16 protein-coding genes are annotated in these 24,683 nt (G+C 35.0%); 14 read left to right on the top strand and 2 right to left on the bottom strand.

All coding sequences use genetic code 11. From position 1 onward, the window contains the following. Positions 1 to 2: 2 nt before the first annotated feature. From LX80_RS09865 to uxuA, 3 genes are all read left to right on the top strand, one after another. Positions 3 to 1,787: a RagB/SusD family nutrient uptake outer membrane protein gene (locus tag LX80_RS09865; RefSeq protein ID WP_111295788.1), complete on the top strand. Its 1,785-nt coding sequence runs from the start codon at positions 3 to 5 to the stop codon at positions 1,785 to 1,787. Between the two features lie 23 nt (positions 1,788 to 1,810). Then, positions 1,811 to 3,442 (top strand): endo-1,4-beta-xylanase, encoded by a 1,632-nt coding sequence (locus tag LX80_RS09860; protein ID WP_111295786.1) that lies wholly within the window; start codon positions 1,811 to 1,813, stop codon positions 3,440 to 3,442. Positions 3,443 to 3,574: 132 nt separating this feature from the next. After that, positions 3,575 to 4,750, top strand: coding sequence for a mannonate dehydratase (uxuA, locus tag LX80_RS09855; protein ID WP_245898035.1), 1,176 nt, complete (start codon positions 3,575 to 3,577; stop codon positions 4,748 to 4,750). Positions 4,751 to 4,752: 2 nt separating this feature from the next. On the opposite strand, the gene LX80_RS09850 is transcribed toward uxuA, so the two are convergent. Further along, on the bottom strand, positions 4,753 to 5,187 hold the full coding sequence (locus LX80_RS09850; RefSeq protein WP_111295784.1) for an acyl-CoA thioesterase: 435 nt from the start codon (positions 5,185 to 5,187) through the stop codon (positions 4,753 to 4,755). A gap of 249 nt (positions 5,188 to 5,436) precedes the next feature. Between LX80_RS09850 and LX80_RS09845 the strand changes: the two genes are divergently transcribed. From LX80_RS09845 to LX80_RS09835, 3 genes are all read left to right on the top strand, one after another. After that, positions 5,437 to 8,646 carry a SusC/RagA family TonB-linked outer membrane protein gene (locus tag LX80_RS09845; protein WP_111296211.1) on the top strand — a complete coding sequence of 1,070 codons (3,210 nt, stop codon included), beginning with the start codon at positions 5,437 to 5,439 and terminating at the stop codon, positions 8,644 to 8,646. Between the two features lie 29 nt (positions 8,647 to 8,675). Further along, positions 8,676 to 10,490, top strand: a complete 1,815-nt coding sequence (locus LX80_RS09840; RefSeq protein ID WP_111296209.1) for a RagB/SusD family nutrient uptake outer membrane protein — start codon at positions 8,676 to 8,678, stop codon at positions 10,488 to 10,490. An 82-nt stretch (positions 10,491 to 10,572) separates the two neighbouring features. Then, positions 10,573 to 11,535 (top strand): pectinesterase family protein, encoded by a 963-nt coding sequence (locus LX80_RS09835; protein ID WP_111295782.1) that lies wholly within the window; start codon positions 10,573 to 10,575, stop codon positions 11,533 to 11,535. Positions 11,536 to 11,546: 11 nt separating this feature from the next. Here the strand turns inward: LX80_RS09835 and LX80_RS09830 are convergent, their stop codons facing one another. Beyond that, a complete protein-coding gene (locus LX80_RS09830) occupies positions 11,547 to 12,602 on the bottom strand; it encodes a LacI family DNA-binding transcriptional regulator (RefSeq protein ID WP_111295780.1) in 1,056 nt (351 codons plus the stop codon). Positions 12,603 to 12,977: 375 nt separating this feature from the next. On the opposite strand from LX80_RS09830, the gene LX80_RS09825 reads away from it, so the two are divergent. The 8 genes from LX80_RS09825 (at position 12,978) to LX80_RS09790 (ending at position 24,675) form a co-directional block, all read left to right on the top strand. Continuing rightward, positions 12,978 to 15,323, top strand: coding sequence for a glycosyl hydrolase family 28 protein (locus tag LX80_RS09825; RefSeq protein WP_211307744.1), 2,346 nt, complete (start codon positions 12,978 to 12,980; stop codon positions 15,321 to 15,323). A gap of 41 nt (positions 15,324 to 15,364) precedes the next feature. Next, complete coding sequence (locus LX80_RS09820; RefSeq protein ID WP_170120435.1) at positions 15,365 to 17,230, top strand: glycoside hydrolase family 88/105 protein; 1,866 nt, start codon at positions 15,365 to 15,367, stop codon at positions 17,228 to 17,230. Further along, positions 17,217 to 18,254, top strand: coding sequence for a pectinesterase family protein (locus tag LX80_RS09815; RefSeq protein WP_111295776.1), 1,038 nt, complete (start codon positions 17,217 to 17,219; stop codon positions 18,252 to 18,254). Before LX80_RS09820 ends, LX80_RS09815 begins: the two co-directional genes overlap by 14 nt. 5 nt (positions 18,255 to 18,259) lie before the next feature. Further along, the gene (locus LX80_RS09810) at positions 18,260 to 19,801 is read left to right on the top strand and encodes a tagaturonate reductase (RefSeq protein WP_111296205.1); all 1,542 of its coding nucleotides are present in this window, start codon (positions 18,260 to 18,262) and stop codon (positions 19,799 to 19,801) included. 12 nt (positions 19,802 to 19,813) lie between these two features. Beyond that, positions 19,814 to 21,454, top strand: a complete 1,641-nt coding sequence (locus LX80_RS09805) for a UxaA family hydrolase (protein WP_111295774.1) — start codon at positions 19,814 to 19,816, stop codon at positions 21,452 to 21,454. Between the two features lie 29 nt (positions 21,455 to 21,483). Beyond that, the gene (gene uxaC, locus LX80_RS09800; RefSeq protein WP_111296203.1) at positions 21,484 to 22,884 is read left to right on the top strand and encodes a glucuronate isomerase; all 1,401 of its coding nucleotides are present in this window, start codon (positions 21,484 to 21,486) and stop codon (positions 22,882 to 22,884) included. Between the two features lie 122 nt (positions 22,885 to 23,006). After that, positions 23,007 to 24,026 carry a sugar kinase gene (locus LX80_RS09795; RefSeq protein ID WP_111295772.1) on the top strand — a complete coding sequence of 340 codons (1,020 nt, stop codon included), beginning with the start codon at positions 23,007 to 23,009 and terminating at the stop codon, positions 24,024 to 24,026. Beyond that, complete coding sequence (locus LX80_RS09790; RefSeq protein WP_111295770.1) at positions 24,019 to 24,675, top strand: bifunctional 4-hydroxy-2-oxoglutarate aldolase/2-dehydro-3-deoxy-phosphogluconate aldolase; 657 nt, start codon at positions 24,019 to 24,021, stop codon at positions 24,673 to 24,675. The genes LX80_RS09795 and LX80_RS09790 overlap by 8 nt, the downstream gene beginning before the upstream one ends. Positions 24,676 to 24,683 lie beyond the last annotated feature (8 nt).

Genomic DNA, 24,683 nt, shown 5'->3' with positions numbered 1-24,683 from the left:
GTATGAAAATTTCAAATAAATTATATTTTGCTTCAGCTGCTTTTATGCTCGTATTAATTAGCAGTGGATGTAGTAAAAAATTACAGGAACATCCATATACTGTATTTACTGTTGATTATTTTAAATCTCCGACAGGATTACAAAGTGCAGTTAATGCATTGTATTCGGGTATGCGATTTAATTATGGTCCGGAAGGTGCTGTAGGGATTACTTGCGACGGTACTGATGAATGGACTTATGCCGATCAACCTCGTACGGGTGCAGGTGGAACAGCCGACTACTTAACATTGGGAAATTATACTTTAGATGCTTCGAATGGTGCTATTTTAACACCTTGGAACAGAAATTATTCAAATATTAATTTGGCTAATGCTGTGGTTGATTTTGCGCCGGGGGTAAATATGGATTCTACCTTACGGAATACCATTGTTGCACAAGCAAGATTTTTAAGAGGTTTGTATTATTTGTTATTGGTTGAACAATTTGGAGCTGTGCCATTAGATTTAGGGTCAGGTGATTTACATTTTAATTCTAAACCCTATCAAGGATTTAATCGCTTACCCACAGCCGATTTGTTGGTAAAAGATTATCAAGCAATGATTAATGATTTTACTTATGCAACTCAATATTTGCCCGATCAACGTCCGGCTAATGCTTTTGTTTTATCAAAAGCCGCAGCCTATTTAATGTTGGCTCGTACCTATATTTTTAGAGGATATTCAGCGGCAAAACAAAGTTCCGATTTTCAAAATGCATACAATGCCGCAATGGAAGTAATCAATAATCAGGCTAAATATGGTACATCATTGTTACAAAATTTTGCTGATGTTAATAAACAAGGTAATGAATATAATCCTGAAATTTTATATTCAGTTGAAAGAATTCCCGGTGATAACAATGACAATGAGGTAGGCAATCCCTCTAGTATTGGTGGTGGCAAAGGTGTTGATGCGAGTAATGATTTTACCCCTGATTATACCAGCGTAAAATCTCCTACAGCTAGTTCTTCTACCGCGCCTTGCGCAACAAGAACACAATTATATGGAAGGCCCATCAGAAGATTTTGCCCAACAGCTTGGTTGTATAATGTAGCATTTGCAGATAAATACAATGACAGCCGTTATGATGGTAGTTTTAGAACCGTTTGGTTAGCTACACAAGCCGGTGGTGGATTTAATGTTGGCGATACTGCTTTTGTATTAGCCTATACAAATGCAATGGCCGATTCCATGAATGCAATTCCAAAACCATACAGAGTTATTGCGCCAAGAGAGTTTTATATTATTGGCGGTACAACGACACAAAATATTTATCCCTCATTAAGTAAATATGAAGACAGCAAGAAACAGCAGGCAAATGATCAAGGCGGAAGACCTTTCCCGGTAGCTAAGTTGTCTGAAATGTATTTACTGGCAGCTGAAGCAGCATTCCAAATCGGTAATATTAATCAGGCAGTTACTTTATTAAATGTAATTAGAGAAAGGGCTGCTTATCGTCCGGGTTTATCTGCATCTGATTTAGCGACTCGTGTTGCAGCAATGGATATCAATGCATCACAAGTTACTCTTGATTTTATTTTAGATGAACGTACCCGTGAGCTTTGTGGTGAAAGTTTACGTTGGCCTGATTTAGCAATGCGTGGAAAATTAATTGAAAGAGTAAAATTATACAATCCTGACGGCGCTGCTAAAATTCAACCATTCCATTCGCTACGACCCATTCCCCAAAGTCAGTTAAATGCTACCGCCGATAATAATAGGGCGCAATATCAAAACCCGGGTTATTAATTAATAAATGTAAAAAATTATTTATGAAAAAGATATTTCTTTATTTACTTGCACCATTAAGTTGTTACACTGCATTAGTGGGGTGTAAAAAAATGGAGGTTGGTATCATGAATACGGGTAACTACACCGATACTTCAACCTTAATAAAAGATGCAGCAACGGCCGACGGCTTTCCTTTTGGACTAGCTATTGATTATACGCCTATGATGAACAACCCAATTTATTCGGGTACTGTAACTCGTGAAGCCACAAGTGTAACTTTTACTTACCAAATGAAACATGGAGCTATTGTACAAAATGATGGTAGTTTAAATTACACCAATACTGATGCATTGGTTAATAAATGCGTAAGTGCAGGCTTACAAATATATGGGCATACGTTAGGATGGCATCAAAACCAAAATGCCACTTATTTGAAAAATTATGCCGGAATCACCATTCCTGCCGCTACTGAATTATTAGCTAATCCCGGATTCGAGTTAGGAACTGCTACTACTTTTAGTAATTGGAGTACCTACAATGCTTCCAATGGTGCAACAGTATCGGTTACTACAACACCCAGTCAGGTACATAGCGGAACCAGAGCTATGATGGTAGTTAATCCGGTTGCAAACCCCGGTAATCAATGGAAGGTACAGGTGGCCAGTGATTTGTTTAATACTGTAGTTGGGCAACAATACATTATTTCTTATTGGGTTTATGCAGCTGCTCCCGGCGGATCTATTCGTTTATCAACGCAAACCAGCGGCGGTGGTTCTGCACAATATCAGGCCGATCAGAACATCGGTACTAGTTGGCAATTAGTTACCTGGACAATTACTGCCAATTCTCCTCAAACTCGTATATTGTTTGATATGGGTCAGGCAGCAAACACCTATTATATAGATGATGCAAGTGTGAAGCAGGTAATTGCTGCCCCTTCGGGTGCACAAATTGCAGTAAAATTAGATTCAGCCTTATATAATTTCATAACAAATACCGTAACACGTTATAAAGGCGTAGTTAAAGCTTGGGATGTAATTAATGAATTATTTGCTGATAATGGTACCCTGCGCAATAATAGTAATACTTCTACAACCGGCTCTGATGTTTTGGTATGGTCTAATTACCTGGGTAATAATTATGCGCTACATGCATTTCAATATGCACAAGCGGCCGATCCTAATGCTTTGTTGTTTATTAATGATTATAGTTTAGAATCTAATTCAGTTAAACTTGATTCATTAATATCGTATGTAAAATTCTTGAAGGCCAATGGAGCAAAAGTTGATGGTATAGGTACACAAATGCATATAGCATGGAATACCACTTATGCAGGTATTGATGCAATGTTCCAAAAATTGGCAGCAACGGGTTTATTAATTCGTATTTCTGAATTGGATGTAAGAATTAATCCTAATGATAAAACCGGATTTACACCGAACCAATTGTTTTACGGATACCAGGCTGACATGTATAATTATGTTGTAAATTCTTATTTAAAATATATTCCCAAAGCACAACGGTATGGCATTACTGTATGGGGTGTAGATGATCCTGAAAGCTGGATTGTTACAACTCAAAACAAAGTTGATTATCCCTTATTGTTCAATGCTAATTTTGCTAAAAAACCTGCTTATACGGGAATACTAAAAGCTTTGAAGGCACAACAATAATAATTGATTGATTCTGAATTTAATTGAATTATATACCCCCATTTCAAATTCTGTTTTTAATTTGCATAAGCAGTTGTTTAGTTATTGCCGGTGATTCTTCACCGGCAAATTTTATAACATGAAATTATATGTATGATGAATGATAAATATTTTATGCAGCAAACCATGCGTTGGTTTGGCCCTAACGATCCGGTTAGCTTAATGGATATTAAACAAGCAGGATGTAGTGGTGTGGTAACTGCCTTACACCAAATACCGGTTGGTGATGTGTGGAGTGTAGATGCTATTACTGAACGAAAGAAAATGATAGAAGCAGTTGGCTTGCATTGGAAAGTTGTGGAAAGTTTACCCGTTCATGAAGACATAAAAAAACAAAAAGGGAATTTTCATCAATACATTGAAAACTATCAAACAAGTTTAAAAAATTTAGCTGTTTGTGGTTTGGAAGTAATTACCTATAACTTCATGCCCATTCTGGACTGGATGCGCACCAACGTTAATTATCCAATGCCCGATGGCAGTAAAGCCCTGTATTTTAACAGAAAAGCATTTATGGCTTTTGATTTATATATGTTAAAGCGGCCTGCTGCTAATGTTGAATACAGTGCCGAGGAAAAAGCAAAAGCATGGGAATATTATCAATCCATGACAGAAGAGGAGAGAGAAATTCTTTATAACAACGCATTATTGGGTTTGCCGGGAAGTGAGGTTAGTTTTACGCCTAATGAAATTTTACAGGCATTAAACGAGTATAAGGCAATTGATGCAGAACAATTACAACAAAATTTATTTTATTTTTTACAACAAGTGGTACCCGTAGCTGAAGCGGCCGGATTAAAAATGGCTATTCATCCGGATGATCCACCTTATTCATTGTTGGGCTTACCTCGCATTGTAAGCACTGAAGAAGATTTAGTTGCCATTCTTCAAGCAGCACCTTCGCCGGCAAATGGATTGTGTTTTTGTACAGGATCTTTAGGTGTACGCCCCGATAACGATTTGGTAGCCATGTTAAAACGATTTGCCAATCATATTCATTTTTTGCATTTACGCAGCACAAAGCGTGATGCCGATGGTAATTTTTATGAAGCCAATCATTTAGAAGGCGACGTAAATATGTTTGAGGTTGTAAAAACAATTTGGCAAATCATGCAACATAGGAAAGTAGGTATTCCCATGCGTCCTGATCACGGCCACCAAATGTTAGATGACTTGCATAAAAAAACTTATCCCGGTTATTCAGCCATTGGCCGATTAAGGGGATTGGCAGAATTGCGTGGATTAGAATTGGCAATTTCTAAAATGTAAACTCATATTATTTTAAACTCCTCCGTTTTGGGAATAGTTAAAAACATTTCCTGAAATGATGTCGGTGGTGCTACTAATTTTCTTTTTTCCGTATCCATCCATGCACCATCAATATTTATGATGGCATGTATCATTCCATTGCTGTTATGTATTTCGTGCTGTAAATACCATCTATCGCCACTAGCAGTTATACTGCGCATTTTAATGGAGATTTTTACTGTATCATTATAATGAATTTCTTTTTTGAAAATAGCTTCTTCTCTTAATAAGATAACTCCAATGCGATGTTGCATTAATAAAGAAAGACTAATGCCTGCATGAGTAAGAAAATTCATTCTTGCGTAAGCACCCCAATCATAATAAACACTATGCCTTACGTGAAAATTCGGATCTAAATCGCTCCATCTAATTGTAACATCGGTAAAAAAGCTTTCCATGGTTTTTGGTTTATATTAAAATTAACAGAATAAGTGCAATTACAACAATATTGAATGAATATTAAATTTAATGAATTTATGTTACGAACTCCATCGTTATCGGGAACGTTTGCGTAAAAAAAATATTGTTAATGCTATGCTAATACGAAATATCTATTTAGCATTGAAGTGCCAAATGTGCTATACGATTGCTAAGTAAGCATATTGATAATGCTTATTTATTTGTTACAAGGAAAAACAAATTGCTTTATGAAAAAACTTGCTGCATTAGTTTGTATGCTGTTAACTGTATGGTTTAGTGTTTCCGCACAAACATCAGGTAAATTTATTAAAGGCCATGTTTCCGGTGAAAACAATGAACCCTTGGTTGGTGCTTCAGTAATGATTGCCGGCTCTAAGAAAGGTGTTCAAACGGATAAAAACGGCGATTTTACATTACCAATACCCAACAATGAAAATAAGTACAATTTGGTAATTAGCTATGTAGGTTACACTTCTCAAACTATTGAGGCTAAAGCCACCGGTATGGTGAATGTAAAGCTTAGCCGTACCAATGATGTGGGGAATGAAGTAGTAGTAATTGGCTACCAGTCGGTAAAAAGAAAAGATTTATTAGCTTCCGTTTCCTCAGTAGGTGCCAAAGATTTAAAAGATATTCCCATAAACTCTGCTGCAGAAGCATTGGCCGGTAGATTGGCCGGCGTACAAATAACCAGTTCAGAGGGTTCGCCCGATGCCAATATTACCATTCGGGTTCGTGGTGGCGGTTCTATTACGCAAGATAATTCACCTTTATATATTGTTGATGGAGTGCAAGTTGAAAATGCATTGGCAACCTTGGCGCCACAAGATATTCAAAGTATTGATGTATTGAAAGATGCAGCAGCAACTGCTATTTATGGTGCCAGAGGTGCTAATGGTGTTGTAATCATTACCACCAAAGGAGGCAGACAGGGCAAGCTGCGTATGTCCTATAATGGTTTTGTTGGGTTGGAAAAATTGGCTAAAGAGTTACCTGTAATGAGCCCCTGGGAATTTATTCGTTGGAATTATGAACGCTCACGTAATAATACAACAGATAGTGCCACTTTTGCGAAAACATATGGAACTACTTGGGACACTCTTTCAGTTTATAAATCAATTCCTCCTGTTGATTGGCAAAAATTAGTTTTAGGCAGAAATGGTATGTTGCAAACCAATAATGTAAGTGTGAACGGGGGTAACAGTAAAACAACTTTTAATTTAAGTTATACCAATAATACTGATATTACAACTGTTTTAAATTCTAAATACTATCGTAACATTATTAATCTGCGAGTTGACCAACGCATTGGTAAAAAAATTAAAGTAGGTGGTACATTACGTTATTTGAATCAAAATGTTTATGGGGCAGGTACCTCTTCACCAAATGGATCAACGTATAACCGTTTGCGTAATACAGTTAAATATCGTCCTTTTCTTTCGCCAAACATTACTTCGCCTGACGTAATTGACCCAAGTTTAGTGGATAATAGCACAGGCAATGGTTTGTTTCTTGTAAATCCTATAGCACTATCTAATGCAGAATATAGAAAGAAAACCACGGATGGATTTAATTTTTCAGGCTATGCAAGTTATCAAATTACCAAAAACTTAACCTTCCGTACAACATTTGGTTATGACTATAACCATTACATTAATCGCCAATATAGCGATTCAATCAGCCCTTTATCAATTATTCAAGGCGGAGCAAAACCTGTAGTGGAATTAGATACCATTAACCGTACATCTATCAACAATTCTAATGTATTCACCTACTCTTTAAAAAATTTAAAGGGCAAGCATGATATTGATTTTTTGTTGGGGCAAGAAACTTATCAAGTAAGAACAGAGTCAGAATATAATTTATTCAAAAGTATTCCCACATTTACCCCCATTAATAAAGCTTTCACCGATTTAAGCTTAGGAACAAGTTTTACGGGGTACCCCAAGCAAATTATTACTAATTATACCTCATTGTCGTTTTTCGGTCGTATTAACTATGCTTATTTACAAAAGTATTTATTCTCGGTTAACATGCGGGCTGATGCCTCATCCAAATTTGCACCGGATATGCGTTGGGGCTATTTCCCGGCAGCATCTGCAGCCTGGCGTGTTAAAAAAGAAAAATTCATGAAAACCGTGAAGTTTATTAACGACATGAAATTGCGTGTTGGATATGGTGCCGTAGGTAATAATCGTATAGCCGATTATTTATACTTAGATGCATTTAATAATAATGTAAACTATTATGGTATTAACAATCAAACCATTTATGCATATACTTCTGCCAGCTTAGTAAATCCTTATTTAAAATGGGAAACAACGATTAACAGAAATTTAGGTTTAGACTTATCTTTATTTAATGACAGAATACAATTTACTGTTGATTACTATTCAAATTCTACAAAAAATCTTTTACTGAATGTACCTGTTGCTTCTACTTATGGTTATTCAACTCAATTACAAAATGTAGGCAAAACAACCAATAAAGGTGTTGAATTTCAGATAAGCAGCTTGGTTGTGCAAAAAAAGAACTTTACTTGGAATGCCAACTTCAATCTTTCATTTAATCAAAATAGGGTAGTTGCTTTAGCAAAAGGACAAACTTCTTTCTTGCAAAGTGCAGGATGGGGTGTTTCCGGTCAACCGGCTGATTATATTATCCAAGTGGGTGCACCTGTTGGAGCTATGTATGGATTTGTTACGGATGGTTTTTATAAGGTAAGCGACTTTGATTATAATCCTACCACACAAACCTACACTTTAAAACAAGGAGTTGTAAGTGATGCCAGCATTATTGGAAATCCACAACCCGGTAGTTTAAAATTGAAAGATTTGAATGGTGATGGTGTGGTTGATTTAGATCATGATAGAAAGATTTTAGGAACGTCTCAACCCAAATTTTTCGGTGGTCTTAATCAACAGTTTAGCTACAAAAATTTCGACATGAGCATCTTCGTCAATTTTGTATATGGAAATAGTGTTTACAATGCCAATAAGATTGAATTTTCAAATGGATATGTTCCAAATTCAAACTTGTTAGCGATTATGGATAATAGATTTACAAATATTGATGCCAATGGTAATACCGTTAAAGACCCTACGCAATTAGCAGCCTTGAATGCTAATGCCAAAATTTGGAGTCCTTTAATTAGTAGTGGTGCATTTTACTTACACTCTTGGGCTATTGAAGATGGATCTTTTTTGAGAATCAATAACATTACCTTAGGTTATACTTTAGCACCCAAAGCTTTACGGAAACTGAAAATTAACAGATTAAGATTTTATACTACATTGAATAATGTGGCTATTCTAACCGGTTATTCAGGCTACGACCCCGAAGTAAGTGTTAGTCAGAATTTAACTACACCCGGGTTAGACTATTCTGCCTTTCCTAAAAGCAAAACTTACATTTTTGGTGTAAACGTAATTTTTTAATGATTTGTAAAATTAAAATTGCTTCAATTATGCAAATAAAATCATTTTATAACCGGGTTATATTGTCATCATTGGTAATGACAACCATATTCTTGGTTTCCTGTAAAAAGTTCTTAAATCAAATGCCCATTACTTCATATGGTACGAATGTGGTATTTAGTGATGTGCCACATGCTTATCAGGCTTTAGCAGGTGTATATGCCCAGCTTTCCGGTGACCAAGGTTATGGTATTCGTCTGAGTTTGTATTATACAGTTGATAATGATGAAACCCAAGGACCTACGGGAAATCCTGATAACGACCGTCGAGATATTGCACGATATCAAGCTACACCGGGAAATGCACAATTAAATAGCCCTTTCCAACAATTGTTCCGTGGTATTGAATTTGCGAATATTTGCATATACAATATTCCAAATATGTCGCAGTACAATAACGGAACAGATCAAGAGAAGAAGGAATTGCAAAGAATGTTGGGCGAGGCATTAACACTTAGAGCACAATTTTATTTTGAAGCGATTCGAAATTGGGGCGATTTACCTGCTGATTTTCAACCGGCTTCACAAGTAGCAGGTGCCAATCCTTTCCCTGTAAGGGTAAATAGAGATTCCTTATATGACAGAATTTTAGCTGATTTAAAAACTGCTGAAGATTTGGTTCCTTGGAGAAACGATTTAGCATCTATTGGTGATCCGATAGATGAGCGAATTACCAAGGGAACCGTAAAAGGATTAAGAGCAAGAATTGCATTATTCAGAGGTGGTTACTCGTTGCGAAACACTTCAGGAGTTATGGAAAGAAGTGCTGATTATTTAACTTATTACCAAATGGCACACGATGAATGTAATGATATTATTACTTCTGGACAACACAATTTGAACCCAAGTTTTAAAAACCTATTTAAAAACTATGTTTGTGCCCGTGCGGTTAGTGATCCAGATGGTGAATTAATGTTTCAGGTTTCAGCAGTTGGTGCCAATGGTACCGCCGACAGTAAATTAGGATATTATGATGGGCCTACTGTTAATGGTAATGGTAACAAAGCCATCAATATTCTTCCTACTTATTTTTACTTATTTGATTCAACTGATTTGCGGCGCGATGTTACTTGTGCACCCTATATTGTAAATGCTGATGGTATAACTAAAACAGGACAAACCATTACTGCAATTAATGATGGAAAATATCGCCGTGATTGGATTAGTAATCCTGTTATTTCACCAAATGATAAAACTCAGTATTTAGGTTTGAAATGGCAAATATTGCGTTATTCCGATGTTTTGCTAATGTTTGCTGAAACGGAAAATGAGTTAAACGGTCCTACCGCTGCTGCTTATAATGCCATTAATATGGTGCGGAGAAGAGGATATGGTAAACCCATTAATACACCCAATGCGGCAGTTGATTTGCCTGCCGGCTTAAGTAAATCTGACTTTTTTAATGCTATTGTAAAAGAACGTTCTTTAGAGTTGGGTGGTGAAGGGGTTCGCAAGTTCGATTTAATTCGTTGGAATTTGATTAACACAGTTCTTACCAACACTAAAAATGCACTAGCTGCCATGTCCAATTCATCAGGTATTTATGCTAATCTTCCCAAATCAATGTATTATTATAAAACAGCTACCGGCGATGATTATACTATTTGGGCAAATTCTTTGTACAAACCTGCGCCTTCTGCTACGCCCGCCAATACAACGAAAATTACTTGGGTAAGTAGTGCTATTTCAACTACAGCATTGGCAAGGTTTGCTACAGGCTTTACACCCAATAAATCGGAATTATTACCTATTCCACAGCCTGCTCGTGATGCTAATTACAATTTAACGCAAAATCCGGGTTATTAAAATTTGTTGTGGTTTCGTTAGTTGGATTATACCGTTTAAAGGCTGCTGTTCCCAGTAGCCTTTTGTATTTAAAAATGTTTTTATGAAAATAAATTTTATTTTGTTGTTTACACTTTTTATAAGCATACATTTATCAGCACAAAACAATAGAATTATGGTTGCACAAGATGGTACAGGCAACTATACTACCATTCAGCAAGCATTCAATGCTATACCTTGCAATAATTCAAAGCCTGTTATCATTTTTGTAAAAAAGGGAATATATAAAGAACGATTGATATTAGATTCTGGAAAGCAATTTGTATCGCTTGTAGGCGAAAACAAAAATGATGTAGTTGTTTCCTATAACAATCATAGTGGCATGCATTTACCCAATGGTGATACCATTAATACCTGGACATCGGCAAGCTTTTTTATTTATGCTTCAAATTTTACCGCACAAAATATTCATTTTGAAAATAATGCAGGATTTTATGCCGGTCAGGCCGTAGCCCTTTATGTTTATGGCGACAAAGCTGCATTTTACAATTGTGCAATAACCGGTTTTCAAGATGTATTATTTTGCAGTGGTCCCGCCAGCAGACAATATTACCATAATTGTTACATTGAAGGAACTACCGATTTTATTTTTGGACCTGGAACTGCCGTATTTGACAGTTGTACTATTTATAGTAAAAAAAACTCGCATGTTACTGCTGCATCTACACCTCGTGAAATTCCCTATGGATTTGTTTTCAGAAATTGCACATTATTAGCTGATAGCAGTTTACACCATGTTTCATTGGGGCGACCTTGGCAGCCTTATGCTAGCGTAACATATATTCATTGTTACATAGATAAACATATTATTCCGCAAGGATGGAATAACTGGAAAAATCCAGCAAATGAAAAAACGGCAAGATTCGCAGAATTTAATAATTATGGGCCAGGTGCTAATCCACTGCATCGCTATGCATGGATAAAACAATTGTCTGCCAGGGAAGCAGAAAATTATACATTAAAAAACATTTTTGGCAGTTGGGTGCCGCAACCTCTAAATCATTAAATACTATGTAATTATTTTTCATTTTTTTTCTTAGTGTTTATGGGTTCAGTAGAGGCTCTGGCGTAAATTTCCGCCGGTAATATTTTCGATTCAAAATCAGTTATCGGGCGTTTGCTTTCAATCATTTTTATGAGCAGTTCTGCTGAAATGCGTCCCATTTCGAAAGCCGGTTGGCGTACTACCGATAAAGGCGGACAAAGTAAATCAGTAAAGTCTAAATTACTAAAACCAATTAAGGCTAGTTGTTTCGGAATGTCAATATGGTGTGCTTTACAATAGCGCATACAGTTGGTAGTAAGTTTATCTGCACCTGCAAAAATGGCATCGGTTTTAGGTTTTAGGTTTAATAAATAATTCAACGCTGCTTCTACTTCTTCATAAATTAACCCACCATGTTGGCAATAGGCAACATAATTTTCGTTGAATTCAATGCCATTATCTATTAATGCTTGCCGGTATCCGGATAATCTGTCTTTACTAATGGATAATACTGATGAACCACTTAACATAGCTATTTTTTTAAACCCATTTTTTATTAAATGTGTGGTTGCATTGTATGCCCCTTCAAAACTATTTACAGTAACTTTAAATGTATTTAAAGCCTCAATTACCCTGTCAAAACAAACAATAGGCAAATTTCTTTCATATAATTCTGTAATATGAGTATAATCCTTGGTTTCTGCTGAAACGGAAATAATGCATCCATCAACTGATCTGCTTGATAAATATTGTATATTGGCAATTTCTCTTTCATAACTTTCTTTGCTTTGAGTTATAATAACATTATAGCCATGTAAATGTGCAACCGATTCAATTCCATTAATAGCTTGCGAAAAGAAACTATTGGCAATTTCAGATACAATGATGCCTATAGAACGACTCCGTTTTTCTTTTAAACTTAATGCAATGGGATTAGGACGGTAGTTTATTTCCTTGGCATAATTTAGTACAAGTTGTTTGGTCTCCTCACTAATTTCATAACTGTCGCGCAGTGCCCGGCTAACTGTTGAGGTGGATAAGCCTAACGCTTTGGCAATGTCTTTTATGGTAACAGCTTCAAATTTCATATTGGTTATAAGGAAAAGGTTCAATGATTATAATCCACTATTTAACATGTTTATAATCGGTCTGTTTCAAATTTAATAACTATAAAGAAACTCTTTTTTTCCGACTTCCTGAAATGAAATCGGTGTGTAAATTTTTATAGGGTATGTTTGCCTAATTTCTTCTGATTTTTGTTATCGATATCGGGAACGATTGCGTAAAAATAATTCTTCAAAACCTTTATTATTCGTGAATATAATTGTAGCATCGCTTATGATTTTTGGTAGGTAAAAAGGATGTTTTTAAAAGGATGTTTAGCAATATTTACTTCATTTAAAAACTAACTGATACCTTATGAATTTTTAACTGATTTTTTGTTGCGGAATAAACAGAAAGAAATGAATAAACTGCTTGCCCTTTTTATTATATGCACTTTGGTCGGTTTTAAAATGCAAGACGATAAAACCACTATTTTTTTGGTCGGCGATTCCACCATGGCTAATAAACCCTTGGAAGATAATCCGGAAAAGGGATGGGGTATGTATTTGCAGCAATTTTTTAATCATTCAATTGTTGTTGAAAATAAAGCTGTAAACGGACGTAGTACTAAAAGCTATATTGATGAAGGTAAATGGGATGCCGTTGTACAGCAAATTAAACCGGGTGATTATGTTTTTATTCAATTTGGACATAATGATGAAAAAAAAGAAGATCCTAAAAGATATGCCGATGCGCAAGGTGCATACAAGAACAATTTAATCCGGTTTGTAAATGATGTTAAAAAGAAAAAAGGAATTCCCGTTTTATTAAGTCCTGTAGCTCGACGTAAATTTTTGCAGAATGGTTTTGTAGATGAAAAAATGCATGGCGATTATCCGGATGTTGTAAAAGCAGTTGCTGATTCTTTGGGTGTAGCCTATATTGATTTATTTACTTTAAGTAAGAATTTGTTACGTCAATTCGGCCCGGAAGCTTCAAAGAATCTTTATTTGTGGATTCCCCCTCGCCATTATAATGCTTGTATTAACGGAAGAAACGATGATACGCATTTTTCTTCATTTGGTGCCAAGTATATGGCTTCGCTTGTATGTTCCGCCATTAACGAATTGAAATTGCCTTTAAGAGATGCACTTTTAAAATCCGGTTTCGATAACAAGTTTGAATATGAATTACCCATTGTTTATGAGCCTCATTTTGCAAAAGATACATTCAATATACGTCAGTTTGGTGCCGTTAGTGATGGAAAAACACTAAATACTGAATTTATTCAAAATGCCATTAATGCCTGTAATAAAAATGGCGGTGGAGTTGTTGAAGTGCCCAATGGTTTCTGGATGACAGGGCCTATTGAATTAAAAAGCAATGTAAACTTATTTATAAATCGTGGTGCTATTTTACAATTTACTGCTGATTATGGTGCTTACAAATTAATTGAAAGCAACTGGGAAGGCCAACCGGCAGCTCGAAATCAATCGCCCATTTCTGCAAATAATGCGGTAAATATTGCCATAACCGGAAGCGGTATTATTGATGGTAATGGCGACGCTTGGCGGATGGTAAAAAAAGATAAACTCACCACTACACAATGGCAAAAATTAATTAATAGTGGTGGTATGTTAAGTAACGATAAAAAAACTTGGTATCCAACCATTGAAACTTATCGTGGTGCACAAATAAAAAATGCGGGCGTTTTGAAAGAAGGTATGCAGCTTTCAGACTTTGATTCCATTAAAGCTTTTTTACGGCCAAATTTGTTGGTGTTTACTGCTTGTACTAATGTTCTATTGGAAGGAGTTACTTTTCAAAATTCACCTGCCTGGTGCCTGCATCCTTTCATGTGTAATCAATTAACTGTTCGTAATGTGTATGCTAAAAACCCCTGGTATGCACAAAACGGTGATGGAATTGACATTGAAAGTTGTAGTAACGTGTTATTGGAGAACAGCACATTTGATGTAGGTGATGACGGAATTTGCATTAAAAGTGGCCGCGATGCATCGGGTAGAAAAAGGAATATGCCAACGCAAAATGCATTAATACAAAATTGTGTGGTATATCACGCACATGGTGGTTTTGTAATTGGTAGTGAAATGAGTGGTGGTGCTAAAAATTTGTATGTACGTAATTGCAGTTTTATGGGTACCGATATTGGTTTGCGTTTTAAAACAGTAAGGGGAAGGGGCGGTGTTGTTGAAAATATTTATACTGCCAATATTAATATGAAAGATATTATTGGTGAAGCTGTATTGTTTGATATGTATTATGCTGCGCAAGATCCGGTGCCTTTATATGGTGAAGAAAGAACACCCCCAAAAGTTGAAGTTTTACCTATTACAGAAGCTACCCCCGTCTTTAAAAATTTTTATATCAACAACATTGTATGTAATGGCGCTTCAAAAGCAATATTTATAAGAGGTATTCCTGAAATGCCTGTTCAAAATGTTGTTTTCAACAATTTACACATGCAAACCCAATCCGGTATCGATATTGAAGAAGCCAAAAACATTCAAATAAATAATTGCGCACTAATTGCAAAGCTATCTAAGCCACTGGTTTATATATTGAATGCCGAGAATATCATGTTCAATCATTTTAATTTCAATAAGCCAACTGAATTGATGGTTGAATTGCAAGGGTCTCGCACAAAAAACATTCAATTTAAAAATATATCAAAGCAAAATGCTTTACAGTTAATTAAAACAGGGTTTGGCACAGAGCCAAATGTTGTAACTGTTACTGAATAGTTATGAAGGCGAAAATAATATTTCTATTAACCTTATTTTTTTTGCAAAAAGTATTTTGCCGGAATATTATTTTGTCTGAAAAGTTTGCAAATAATGTTGTTTGCACAACTGCCAACCAGAAAGCATTAAATGATAAATGGACTTATGAAAATGCCATACAGTTAAAAGCTATAATGGCTTTATGGCAATATACTGGTGAAGGAAAATATTTTCAATTTGTGCAAAATGTTGCAAATAACTATTTATTAGATAGTGGTCATACAATAAAGACGTATAAAGTCAATGATTTTAATCTCGACAATATATTAGGGGGCAATGTGTTTTTATCGCTTTATCAGGTAACTGATAATAGAAATTACTTCAATGCTGTGCAAGTCTTGTATCAACAACTTATGCAGCAGCCCAGAACTTCTGATGGCGGCTTTTGGCACAAAGCTCGCTATCCACAACAAATGTGGTTAGATGGAATGTATATGGCTCAGCCATTCTATACACGTTATGCCCTTGCTTTTCACCAACCAGAAAATTTTAATGATATAGCTAAGCAATTTTTACTAATCACGCATAAAACACGTAATAAAGAAAATGGTCTTTTATACCATGCTTGGGATGCAGATTATAAAGAAAAATGGAGTAATCCCGCTACCGGAACCTCATCTAATTTTTGGGGAAGAGCAATGGGGTGGTATGGAATGGCATTGGTTGATGTTTTAGAAAATTTTCCAGTTAATAATGTTTATTACGACTCATTAAAAGGTTTATTAAATGATTATGTAAAAGCTGTTGCAGCTGTGCAAGATGTTAAAACCGGGACATGGTGGAACGTTTTGAATTATGCGAACAAAAATGGTAATTATGTAGAATCTTCCGCTAGTTGTATGTTCACTTACACCATTGCAAAGGCATTACGTTTTAAATGGATTGATGAAAAATATAAAACAGTAATTAATAAAGCTTATGAAGGGATAGTAAATAATTTTATTATTGAAAAAAATGATTCCGTTTTTTTAACTAATACAGTTAAAGTAAGTGGTTTAGGCGGCAATCCTTATCGCGATGGGAGTTATCAATATTATTGTAGTGAACCTGTAGTTACTAATGATAGCAAAGGAATTAGTGCCTTTATTTTAATGGACATTGAAATGGCTTTGTATAAACATTCTTACAAGGGTAAGGGTATCACTGTTGTGTTGGATGACTATTTTAATGCTGAAAAAAAAGTTGATATAACCGGAACTTTAGTGCCTTATCATTATAAATGGAATGAAATGAATAATGGCGGTTTTTCAACTTTGCAATTTCTTTTTCAAAAATATGGGGTTACTACAAAACAATTGGCTGAAATGCCATCCAAAAATAATTTGCCACTCAATAGTATTTATTTAATTGTGGATGCGGATGATTCCGGTGATAATCCCAATCCTAATTTTATGAATGTGCCTGCAGCTAATTTTCTAAGGAATTGGGTGAATAAGGGCGGTGTTTTATGTGTTTTGCATAATGATAAAGGCAATGCAGAATTTAAGCACATGAATTTGTTGCTAAGCCAATTTGGTATTCAAGTGAATGAAGATAGTTATCAGCACTTTTCTGCTAATCAATTGATGGAAGGCGTAATAAACGTACACCAAAATAATGAGGTATTACCGAATGCTCAATTAATATATCAAAAGGGTATTTGTTCTATTTCTATAAAATATCCTGCAAAAGCTATTCTAAAAAAGAATGGAGTAGTGGTAATGGCTGTAACAAAGTATGGAAAGGGTACAGTGTTTGTTACCGGTGATCCTTGGTTATACAACGAGTTTATTGATGGGAGAAAGTTGCCTGAACAATTTAATAATTACGTAGCCGCTGAAGATTGGATTCAATGGCTAATTCAACAAGTAAAAAATGGAAAAAGTTAGTATAAAATATTTCATTTTATTACTCATGTTTTGCAGCACATTTAACAATGTGTTGTTTGCTGCACCTGTTGATACTTTGCATGTAAGTAAAACAAAACCACAATGTTTTAAAAACATTCAAGATGCTATCAATGCAATTGATAGTAATGCTCATCATAAGCATGTCATTTTAATAGATGCAGGAACCTATGAAGAAAAAATTTATGTAACTAAAAACAATATTCAATTTTTGGGGGAGAATAAAACTACTACGATTATTACCCAGGCCATAGCTAGAGATTTATGGCGTTGTAAACATGATGATGATTGGGGTGTTGCAACTGTAAACATCAGTGGTAGTGATATTACGATTGAAAATGTAACCATTCAAAATACATACGGATTTGATAATAACACTACTGTAGTTTCTTGCGAAAATGATAGTTTAAATAACTTTTCAAAAACAATTAAGAAAGATGGTCACCAAATGGCTTTACGCACATTTGCCACAACGCGTTTAAAAGTGTTGAATTGCATTTTAAAAGCTTATGGTGGTGATACTGTTAGCCCCTGGAATGTAAATGATGGAATGTTCTTTTTTAAAGATTGTTTAATGATGGGGGGAGTTGATTTCTATTGTCCAAGAGGTTGGGCTTATGCTGAAAATTGCACGTTTGTTGCCACAACAGGGCCTGCGTGTATTTGGCACGATGGCTCTGCGAATGAAGACGCCAAAACAGTTTTAAAAAATTGTTTCTTTCAAGGTTATGATGGATTTATGTTGGGCCGTTTTCACAAGGATGCTCAATTTTATTTAATCAATTGTTCTTTTGCTAAAAATATGGCTAATAAGCCTATTTATTTAGTTCCTACTAACAATATTATTCGTTGGGGATATAGAGTTTACTATTATAACTGCCATAAAGCCGGTGGCGACTACAGTTGGTTTAAAAATAATTTAGCAACTGCAAAGGGGGCACCGTTACCTGATGCTATTAATGCTAATTGGGTATTTGGCAATAAGTGGAATCCTTATTTAAATTAACAGGTATGAAATTATGTAAAAGCAATTTAGCTGCTATTAAAAAAACAAGGGGAGTATCAATACCTAATGAAGAAATTTTTTCTTTGCCGGAAAAGGTTATTCAATTTGGAACAGGTGTTTTATTAAGAGGACTTCCCGATTATTTTATTGATAAAGCCAATAAACAGGGACTTTTTAATGGTAGAATTGTTGTGGTTAAATCCACAAATGCCGGTTCAACTGATGCATTTAATGAACAGGATGGATTATATACTTTAGTTGTACGTGGAATTGAAAATAATGTCAAAGTACAAGAATATTGGGTGAATGCTGCTATTAGCAGAGTATTAAATGTACACAATGAATGGAATGACATTCTATCTTGTGCTGCAAACCCTGATATGCAAATAGTAATATCCAATACAACAGAAGTAGGTATTTCATTAATGGAAGATGATGATATTTTTGCCGCACCACCTGTTTCTTTTCCCGGAAAATTATTGGCATTTTTGTATCATAGGTTTACCATTTTTAATGGAGCTGACAGCAGTGGAATGGTTATTATTCCAACTGAATTAATTGTGAATAATGGAAAGAAATTAAAAGAAATTATTATTGAATTAGCAAAACGCAATCATTTAAGCAACGATTTTTTGAAATGGTTGAATGAAGCCAATGATTTTTGTGATTCATTGGTAGATAGAATTGTTCCCGGAAAATTATCAGAACATGATGCCAAATTTGTTAATCAGGAGTTAGGTTATGAAGATGAGTTGATGATTATGAGCGAAGCTTATCGTTTATGGGCCATTGAAACTTCTCGTCATTCTACCAAAAATATTTTATCATTTGCAAAGGCCGATGCCGGCGTTATTATAGAAGACGATATAAGCATATATCGTGAACTAAAACTTCGTTTATTAAATGGCACGCATACTTTTTCATGTGGGTTAGCATTTTTGGCAGGATTTGATACTGTTAAAGAGGCAATGGATAACCGCATTTTTGCTTCCTATGTTACCAACTTAATGCTTTATGAAATTGCCCCGGTTATATTAAGTGAAAAACTAACGCAACAAAAAGCTAAACAATTTGCATTACAAGTGTTGGATCGATTTAGAAATCCGGCCATTGCTCATCACTGGATAAATATTACCATGCAATATACTTCCAAAATGAAAATGCGCAATGTGCCCCTAATTGAAGCATATCTGCAACAATTTAAATCGGTACCGCCATTTATGGCCTTGGGAATTGCAGGATATTTATATTTCATGCAATCCAATGTGAATGAACAAGGACAGCCGGTTCAACAGCAAGGACACAATACTTATATATTACAAGATGATTATGCCTTGCAAATACATCAATTATGGAAAAGCAATGCTGATTTTTCAACAATAATTGATACTATTTTATCGAACGAAAATTATTTTAATATAAAATCTGCTCTCTTGCCTAATTTAGAAACCCAAATTGAATTATACCTAACCAATATGCAGCAAAATAATGTACTAACAGTTATGGAAGAATTGATGCATCAACAAATGGTTTCTTCAATTAATTAAATGAAATGATTTATGCAGAATGCTATTATTAAAATTCATCCAAATGATAATGTTGTTGTTGCTTTGCGTGATTTAAAAAAAGGTGAAAAATTACAATATGCTAATGAAGAATATACTGTAATAGAAGATATACCAGCTAAACATAAGTTTTACGTTAACAACATGCAACCCGGTGATGCGGTAATTATGTATGGTGTTTTGGTAGGTAAGGCTCAAACTAACGTTTCGGCAGGATCATTAGTAACTACAGCCAATTTAAAACATGCAGCAGAGCCATATGCATATCGTTCAAACCATTATATATGGCACAAACCTGATGTATCTTCTTTTTTAAACAGAACTTTTAACGGTTATCATAGGGCTGATGGGAGTGTAGGAACTGCCAATTATTGGTTATTTATACCTACCGTATTTTGTGAAAACAGAAATCTTGATGTAATTAAAGAAGCTTTACATACTACTTTGGGATATGCTGTTACAGATAAATATAAAAATTTTGCACAGCAATTAGTTAAGGCTTATGAAAATCAAATTCCAATTGATTCAGTTGCATTTGAAAATATTGCAAAACCATCTCAACAACGACTATTTAAAAATGTGGATGGAATTAAATTTTTGAATCATCAAGGTGGTTGCGGTGGTATTCGGCAGGATGCAGCAGTTTTAGGAAAATTATTAGCTGCTTATGCTAATCATCCCAATGTAGGGGGTGTTACCGTTATAAGTTTAGGGTGTCAAAATTTGCAATTAGCTGAATTGCTCAATGAAATTAAAAGTTATCATCCAACATTCAATAAACCTTTATTGGTATTTGAACAACAACAAATTGGTAATGAAACAACTTTAGTTTCCGAAGCAATTCGGCAAACATTTAAAGGATTAATGCAGATTAATGAAATAGAAAGAAAGCCGGCACCGTTATCTAAACTAACATTAGGTGTAAAATGCGGTGGTAGTGACGGTTTCAGTGGCATTTCTGCCAACCCTTCTGTTGGGTATTGTGCTGATTTGTTAGTGGCTTTAGGCGGTAAAGTTTTATTGGCTGAATTTCCTGAATTATGTGGTGTTGAACAAGAACTGATTGATAGAATGGATAATGAAACAACTGCTAACAAATTTATACATTTAATGAAGGCCTATAGCAATGCTGCAATACAAGCCGGGTCCGGTTTTCATATGAATCCTTCTCCCGGAAATATAAAAGATGGGTTAATTACTGATGCCATGAAAAGTGCAGGTGCAGCTAAAAAAGGCGGTACATCACCCATTGTTGATGTGTTAGATTATACAGAAGAAGCTTTGAAACCCGGATTGAATTTAGTTTGTACGCCTGGTAATGATGTTGAAGCTACTACTGGAAAGGCTGCCAGTGGTGCAACTTTAATTTTATTTACAACGGGCTTAGGTACACCCACGGGAAATCCTATTTGTCCGGTAATAAAAGTTTCCAGCAATAACGCTTTAGCAGAAAAAATGGCTGATATTATTGATATTAATACCGGTTCCGTTATTGATGGTGTATTAACCATAGAAGATATGGGCAAGCAAATTTTGGAATATTGTATTAAAGCTGCAAGTGGTGAAGTAATTCCTAAAGCAGTTCAATTAAACCAAGATGATTTCATTCCATGGAAACGTGGTGTGAGTTTATAATTTTTAAACTATTATGTAAAATTTTAAATATGAAACCATTTTTAGACGAAAATTTTTTATTGCATAATAAAACTGCTGTTCAACTATATCATGATTATGCTGAAAAAATGCCAATTATAGATTACCATTGCCATTTGTCTCCCGAACAAATCGCCAATGATGCTCGTTTTTCAACAATTACACAGGTATGGTTATATGGCGATCATTATAAATGGCGTGCCATGCGTACCAATGGTGTAGATGAAATGTATTGCACAGGTAATGCTTCTGATAAAGAGAAATTTTTACAATGGGCTGCAACTGTTCCCTATACTTTACGAAATCCATTATACCATTGGACGCATTTGGAATTGAAAAGATATTTTGGTATAAACGATATTTTAAATGAACATTCTGCTGAAAAAATTTATGAACACTGCAATACGTTGTTAAATCAACCGGATTACTCTGTAAAAAATTTATTGCGCAAAATGAATGTTTATACCGTTTGCACTACAGATGATCCAGTAGATACTTTGGAATACCATCAAAAATTAAAAAACGATTCCTTTGAAATACCCATTTTGCCTGCTTTTAGGCCTGATAATGCCATGAATGTTGCTGATCCGGAAAAGTTTATCGGCTATATAAAAAAATTGGAAGCAATTACCAATATTTCCATTTCTTCATTCGATGACTTTTTGTATGCGTTGCAAAACCGTCATGATTTTTTTGCATCTATGGGTTGCAGTGTGAGTGACCATGGGTTAGAAGAAATTTATGCGGAAGATTTTACCGGTTCTGAAATTGACAGCATTTTTACTAAAGTACACGCCGGAAAACATTTAAACGATGTAGAACAAAGAAAGTTCAAGTCGGCTATGTTGGTACATTTTGCTGAATGGGATTGGGAAAAAGGATGGGTGCAACAATATCATTTAGGGGCTTTACGTAATAATAATACCCGGATGTTAAAAACGTTAGGGCCTGATACCGGATGGGATTCAATTGGTGATTTTCCACAAGGGAAAAACTTGTCCAAATTTTTAGGAAAATTAGATAATGATGACCGATTGGCTAAAACAATTTTATATAATTTGAATCCCGCCGATAATGAGTTAATGGCCACTATGATTGGTAATTTTAATGATGGTTCTGTTGCCGGTAAAATTCAATTTGGTGCAGCTTGGTGGTTTTTAGATCAGAAAGATGGAATGGTAAAACAAATGAATGCACTTTCTAACATGGGTTTGTTAAGCAGATTTGTAGGAATGCTTACAGACTCAAGAAGTTTTCTATCCTATCCAAGGCATGAATATTTCAGAAGAATTTTATGTAACTTATTTGGAGAAGAAATTGAAAACGGAGAATTGCCAAATGATATACCTTGGATAGGGAAGGTAATACAGGATATTTGTTTTTACAATGCTAAAAACTATTTTAATTGGTAGATATTTTTTTAATGAAATAACTATTATAATTATTAGACATTTTAATAAAGTATAAAATTGGAATAATTGGTGATCAATTTTTTACTGAGGTTATTGGCATTATAGATACTAAGTAAAATACAATGAAAAAAATTTTATGTTTTGGTGAGTTGTTATTAAGAATCTCGCCACCTGCAGCAAGCAACTGGTTGTCGCAACATCAATTGCAGGTGTATTTAGGTGGTGCAGAATTAAATGTAGCGCATGCTTTAGCCAATTGGCAGGTGCCGGTATCTTATTGCACAGCCTTGCCAAATAATTTTATTGCAGATGACATAATTAATCAATTAAAGCATGCGCAAATAGATACTGCTGCCATTCAACGTGGTGGAAATAGAATAGGATTGTATTTTTTGCAGCAAGGAACAGATGTAAAAAATAAACAAGTTTATTTTGATAGAAAAGCTTCAGCATTTGCAGAATTACAACCCGGTACAATCAATTGGGAGAATGTTTTAGCCAATGTTAAATGGTTGCATTTTTCAGCAATTGTACCTGCGTTGAATGATACCCTTGTACAAGTTTGTGAAGAAATGTTAGAGGCTGCTTCAAAAAAAAATATAACCATTTCACTCGATTTAAATTATCGTGCTTCGCTTTGGAGCCCCAATCGTAAACCGGATACAATATTGCCTTCTTTAGCAAAATATTGCCACGTAATTATGGGCAATATTTGGTCGGCTAATTTATTATTAGGTGCGCCTTTGCATCTTTCTAATGATGGTAAAATTTCAAAGGATGCATATTTGCATCATGCGGAATCAACTGTTTCTTATATTATCAATCAATTTCCTAAATGCCATACCGTTGCCAATACTTTTCGTTTCGATATGCCTGATGGTAGCCTTCAATATTATGCAAGTTTATTTCATGAAGGGCAATTTTGGGTTTCACCTGAAATGCAATCGAATAATGTAAAAGATAAAGTAGGTAGTGGCGACTGTTTTATGGCTGCATTGATATATGGGATTGAGCAAAATATGCAAACGCAGCAAATTATAAATTTTGCGGCTGCTGCTGCATTTGGTAAATTACATGAATTTGGTGATGTAACCCAACAAACCATTCCTGATATTTTAAAAATAATGCAACAATATGCTTAGCCAAGAAAATACAACTCATATTATTAAAAATGCAGTTATTCTACCACTGTTTTATCATCATGATCCTATTACATGCATTGCAATAAGTAAGGCATTGTATGCCGGTGGTATTCGTGCTATAGAGTTTACAAATAGGGGTGAAAAAGCGCTTGCTAATTTCAAAATTTTGGTTGAAGAACGTAATAAAACAATGCCGGATTTGTTATTGTGTGTAGGTACCATAACCAATACTTCAGATGCACAATTATTTATTGAAGCAGGGGCTGATGTTTTGATAAGCCCTGTTTTTGATGCTGATATATCTGACATTGCCTACATGCATAAAATTTTATGGATTCCCGGTTGTATGACTCCTACAGAAATACACACTGCATATTCTGCGGGATGGTCGTTACTTAAACTTTTTCCTGGTAATGTATTGCAGCCCCATTATGTACAAGCCATTAAACCTCTATTTCCTAAAATTGATTTTTTAATTACCGGCGGTGTGGAAGCTAATACAGAAAGCATCATGGAATGGCGTAAGTCCGGTGCCGTTGGTGTAGGGTTAGGAAGCAAATTAATAACTCCTTCTGTAATTAATAATGGGAATATGCATGAATTAACGGAAACAGTTGCCCGCTTGGTTCAATTTTTTTCAAACCAATAACTAATATT

Source organism: Hydrotalea sandarakina, assembly GCF_003254115.1.
Taxonomy (GTDB): Bacteria; Bacteroidota; Bacteroidia; order Chitinophagales; family Chitinophagaceae; genus Hydrotalea; species Hydrotalea sandarakina.
The sequence above is the reverse complement of the archived record's forward strand: the minus strand, read 5'-3'. Positions and strand labels throughout refer to the sequence as shown.

Bases quoted from the DNA above. Each gene is read 5' to 3' on its own strand.
- LX80_RS09865 (WP_111295788.1), top strand. From the start codon at position 3: ATGAAAATTTCAAATAAATTATATTTTGCTTCAGCTGCTTTTATGCTC.
- LX80_RS09860 (WP_111295786.1), top strand. From the start codon at position 1,811: ATGAAAAAGATATTTCTTTATTTACTTGCACCATTAAGTTGTTACACT.
- uxuA (WP_245898035.1), top strand. From the start codon at position 3,575: ATGATGAATGATAAATATTTTATGCAGCAAACCATGCGTTGGTTTGGC.
- LX80_RS09850 (WP_111295784.1), bottom strand. From the start codon at position 5,187: ATGGAAAGCTTTTTTACCGATGTTACAATTAGATGGAGCGATTTAGAT.
- LX80_RS09845 (WP_111296211.1), top strand. From the start codon at position 5,437: ATGAAAAAACTTGCTGCATTAGTTTGTATGCTGTTAACTGTATGGTTT.
- LX80_RS09840 (WP_111296209.1), top strand. From the start codon at position 8,676: ATGCAAATAAAATCATTTTATAACCGGGTTATATTGTCATCATTGGTA.
- LX80_RS09835 (WP_111295782.1), top strand. From the start codon at position 10,573: ATGAAAATAAATTTTATTTTGTTGTTTACACTTTTTATAAGCATACAT.
- LX80_RS09830 (WP_111295780.1), bottom strand. From the start codon at position 12,602: ATGAAATTTGAAGCTGTTACCATAAAAGACATTGCCAAAGCGTTAGGC.
- LX80_RS09825 (WP_211307744.1), top strand. From the start codon at position 12,978: ATGAATAAACTGCTTGCCCTTTTTATTATATGCACTTTGGTCGGTTTT.
- LX80_RS09815 (WP_111295776.1), top strand. From the start codon at position 17,217: ATGGAAAAAGTTAGTATAAAATATTTCATTTTATTACTCATGTTTTGC.
- LX80_RS09810 (WP_111296205.1), top strand. From the start codon at position 18,260: ATGAAATTATGTAAAAGCAATTTAGCTGCTATTAAAAAAACAAGGGGA.
- LX80_RS09805 (WP_111295774.1), top strand. From the start codon at position 19,814: ATGCAGAATGCTATTATTAAAATTCATCCAAATGATAATGTTGTTGTT.
- uxaC (WP_111296203.1), top strand. From the start codon at position 21,484: ATGAAACCATTTTTAGACGAAAATTTTTTATTGCATAATAAAACTGCT.
- LX80_RS09795 (WP_111295772.1), top strand. From the start codon at position 23,007: ATGAAAAAAATTTTATGTTTTGGTGAGTTGTTATTAAGAATCTCGCCA.
- LX80_RS09790 (WP_111295770.1), top strand. From the start codon at position 24,019: ATGCTTAGCCAAGAAAATACAACTCATATTATTAAAAATGCAGTTATT.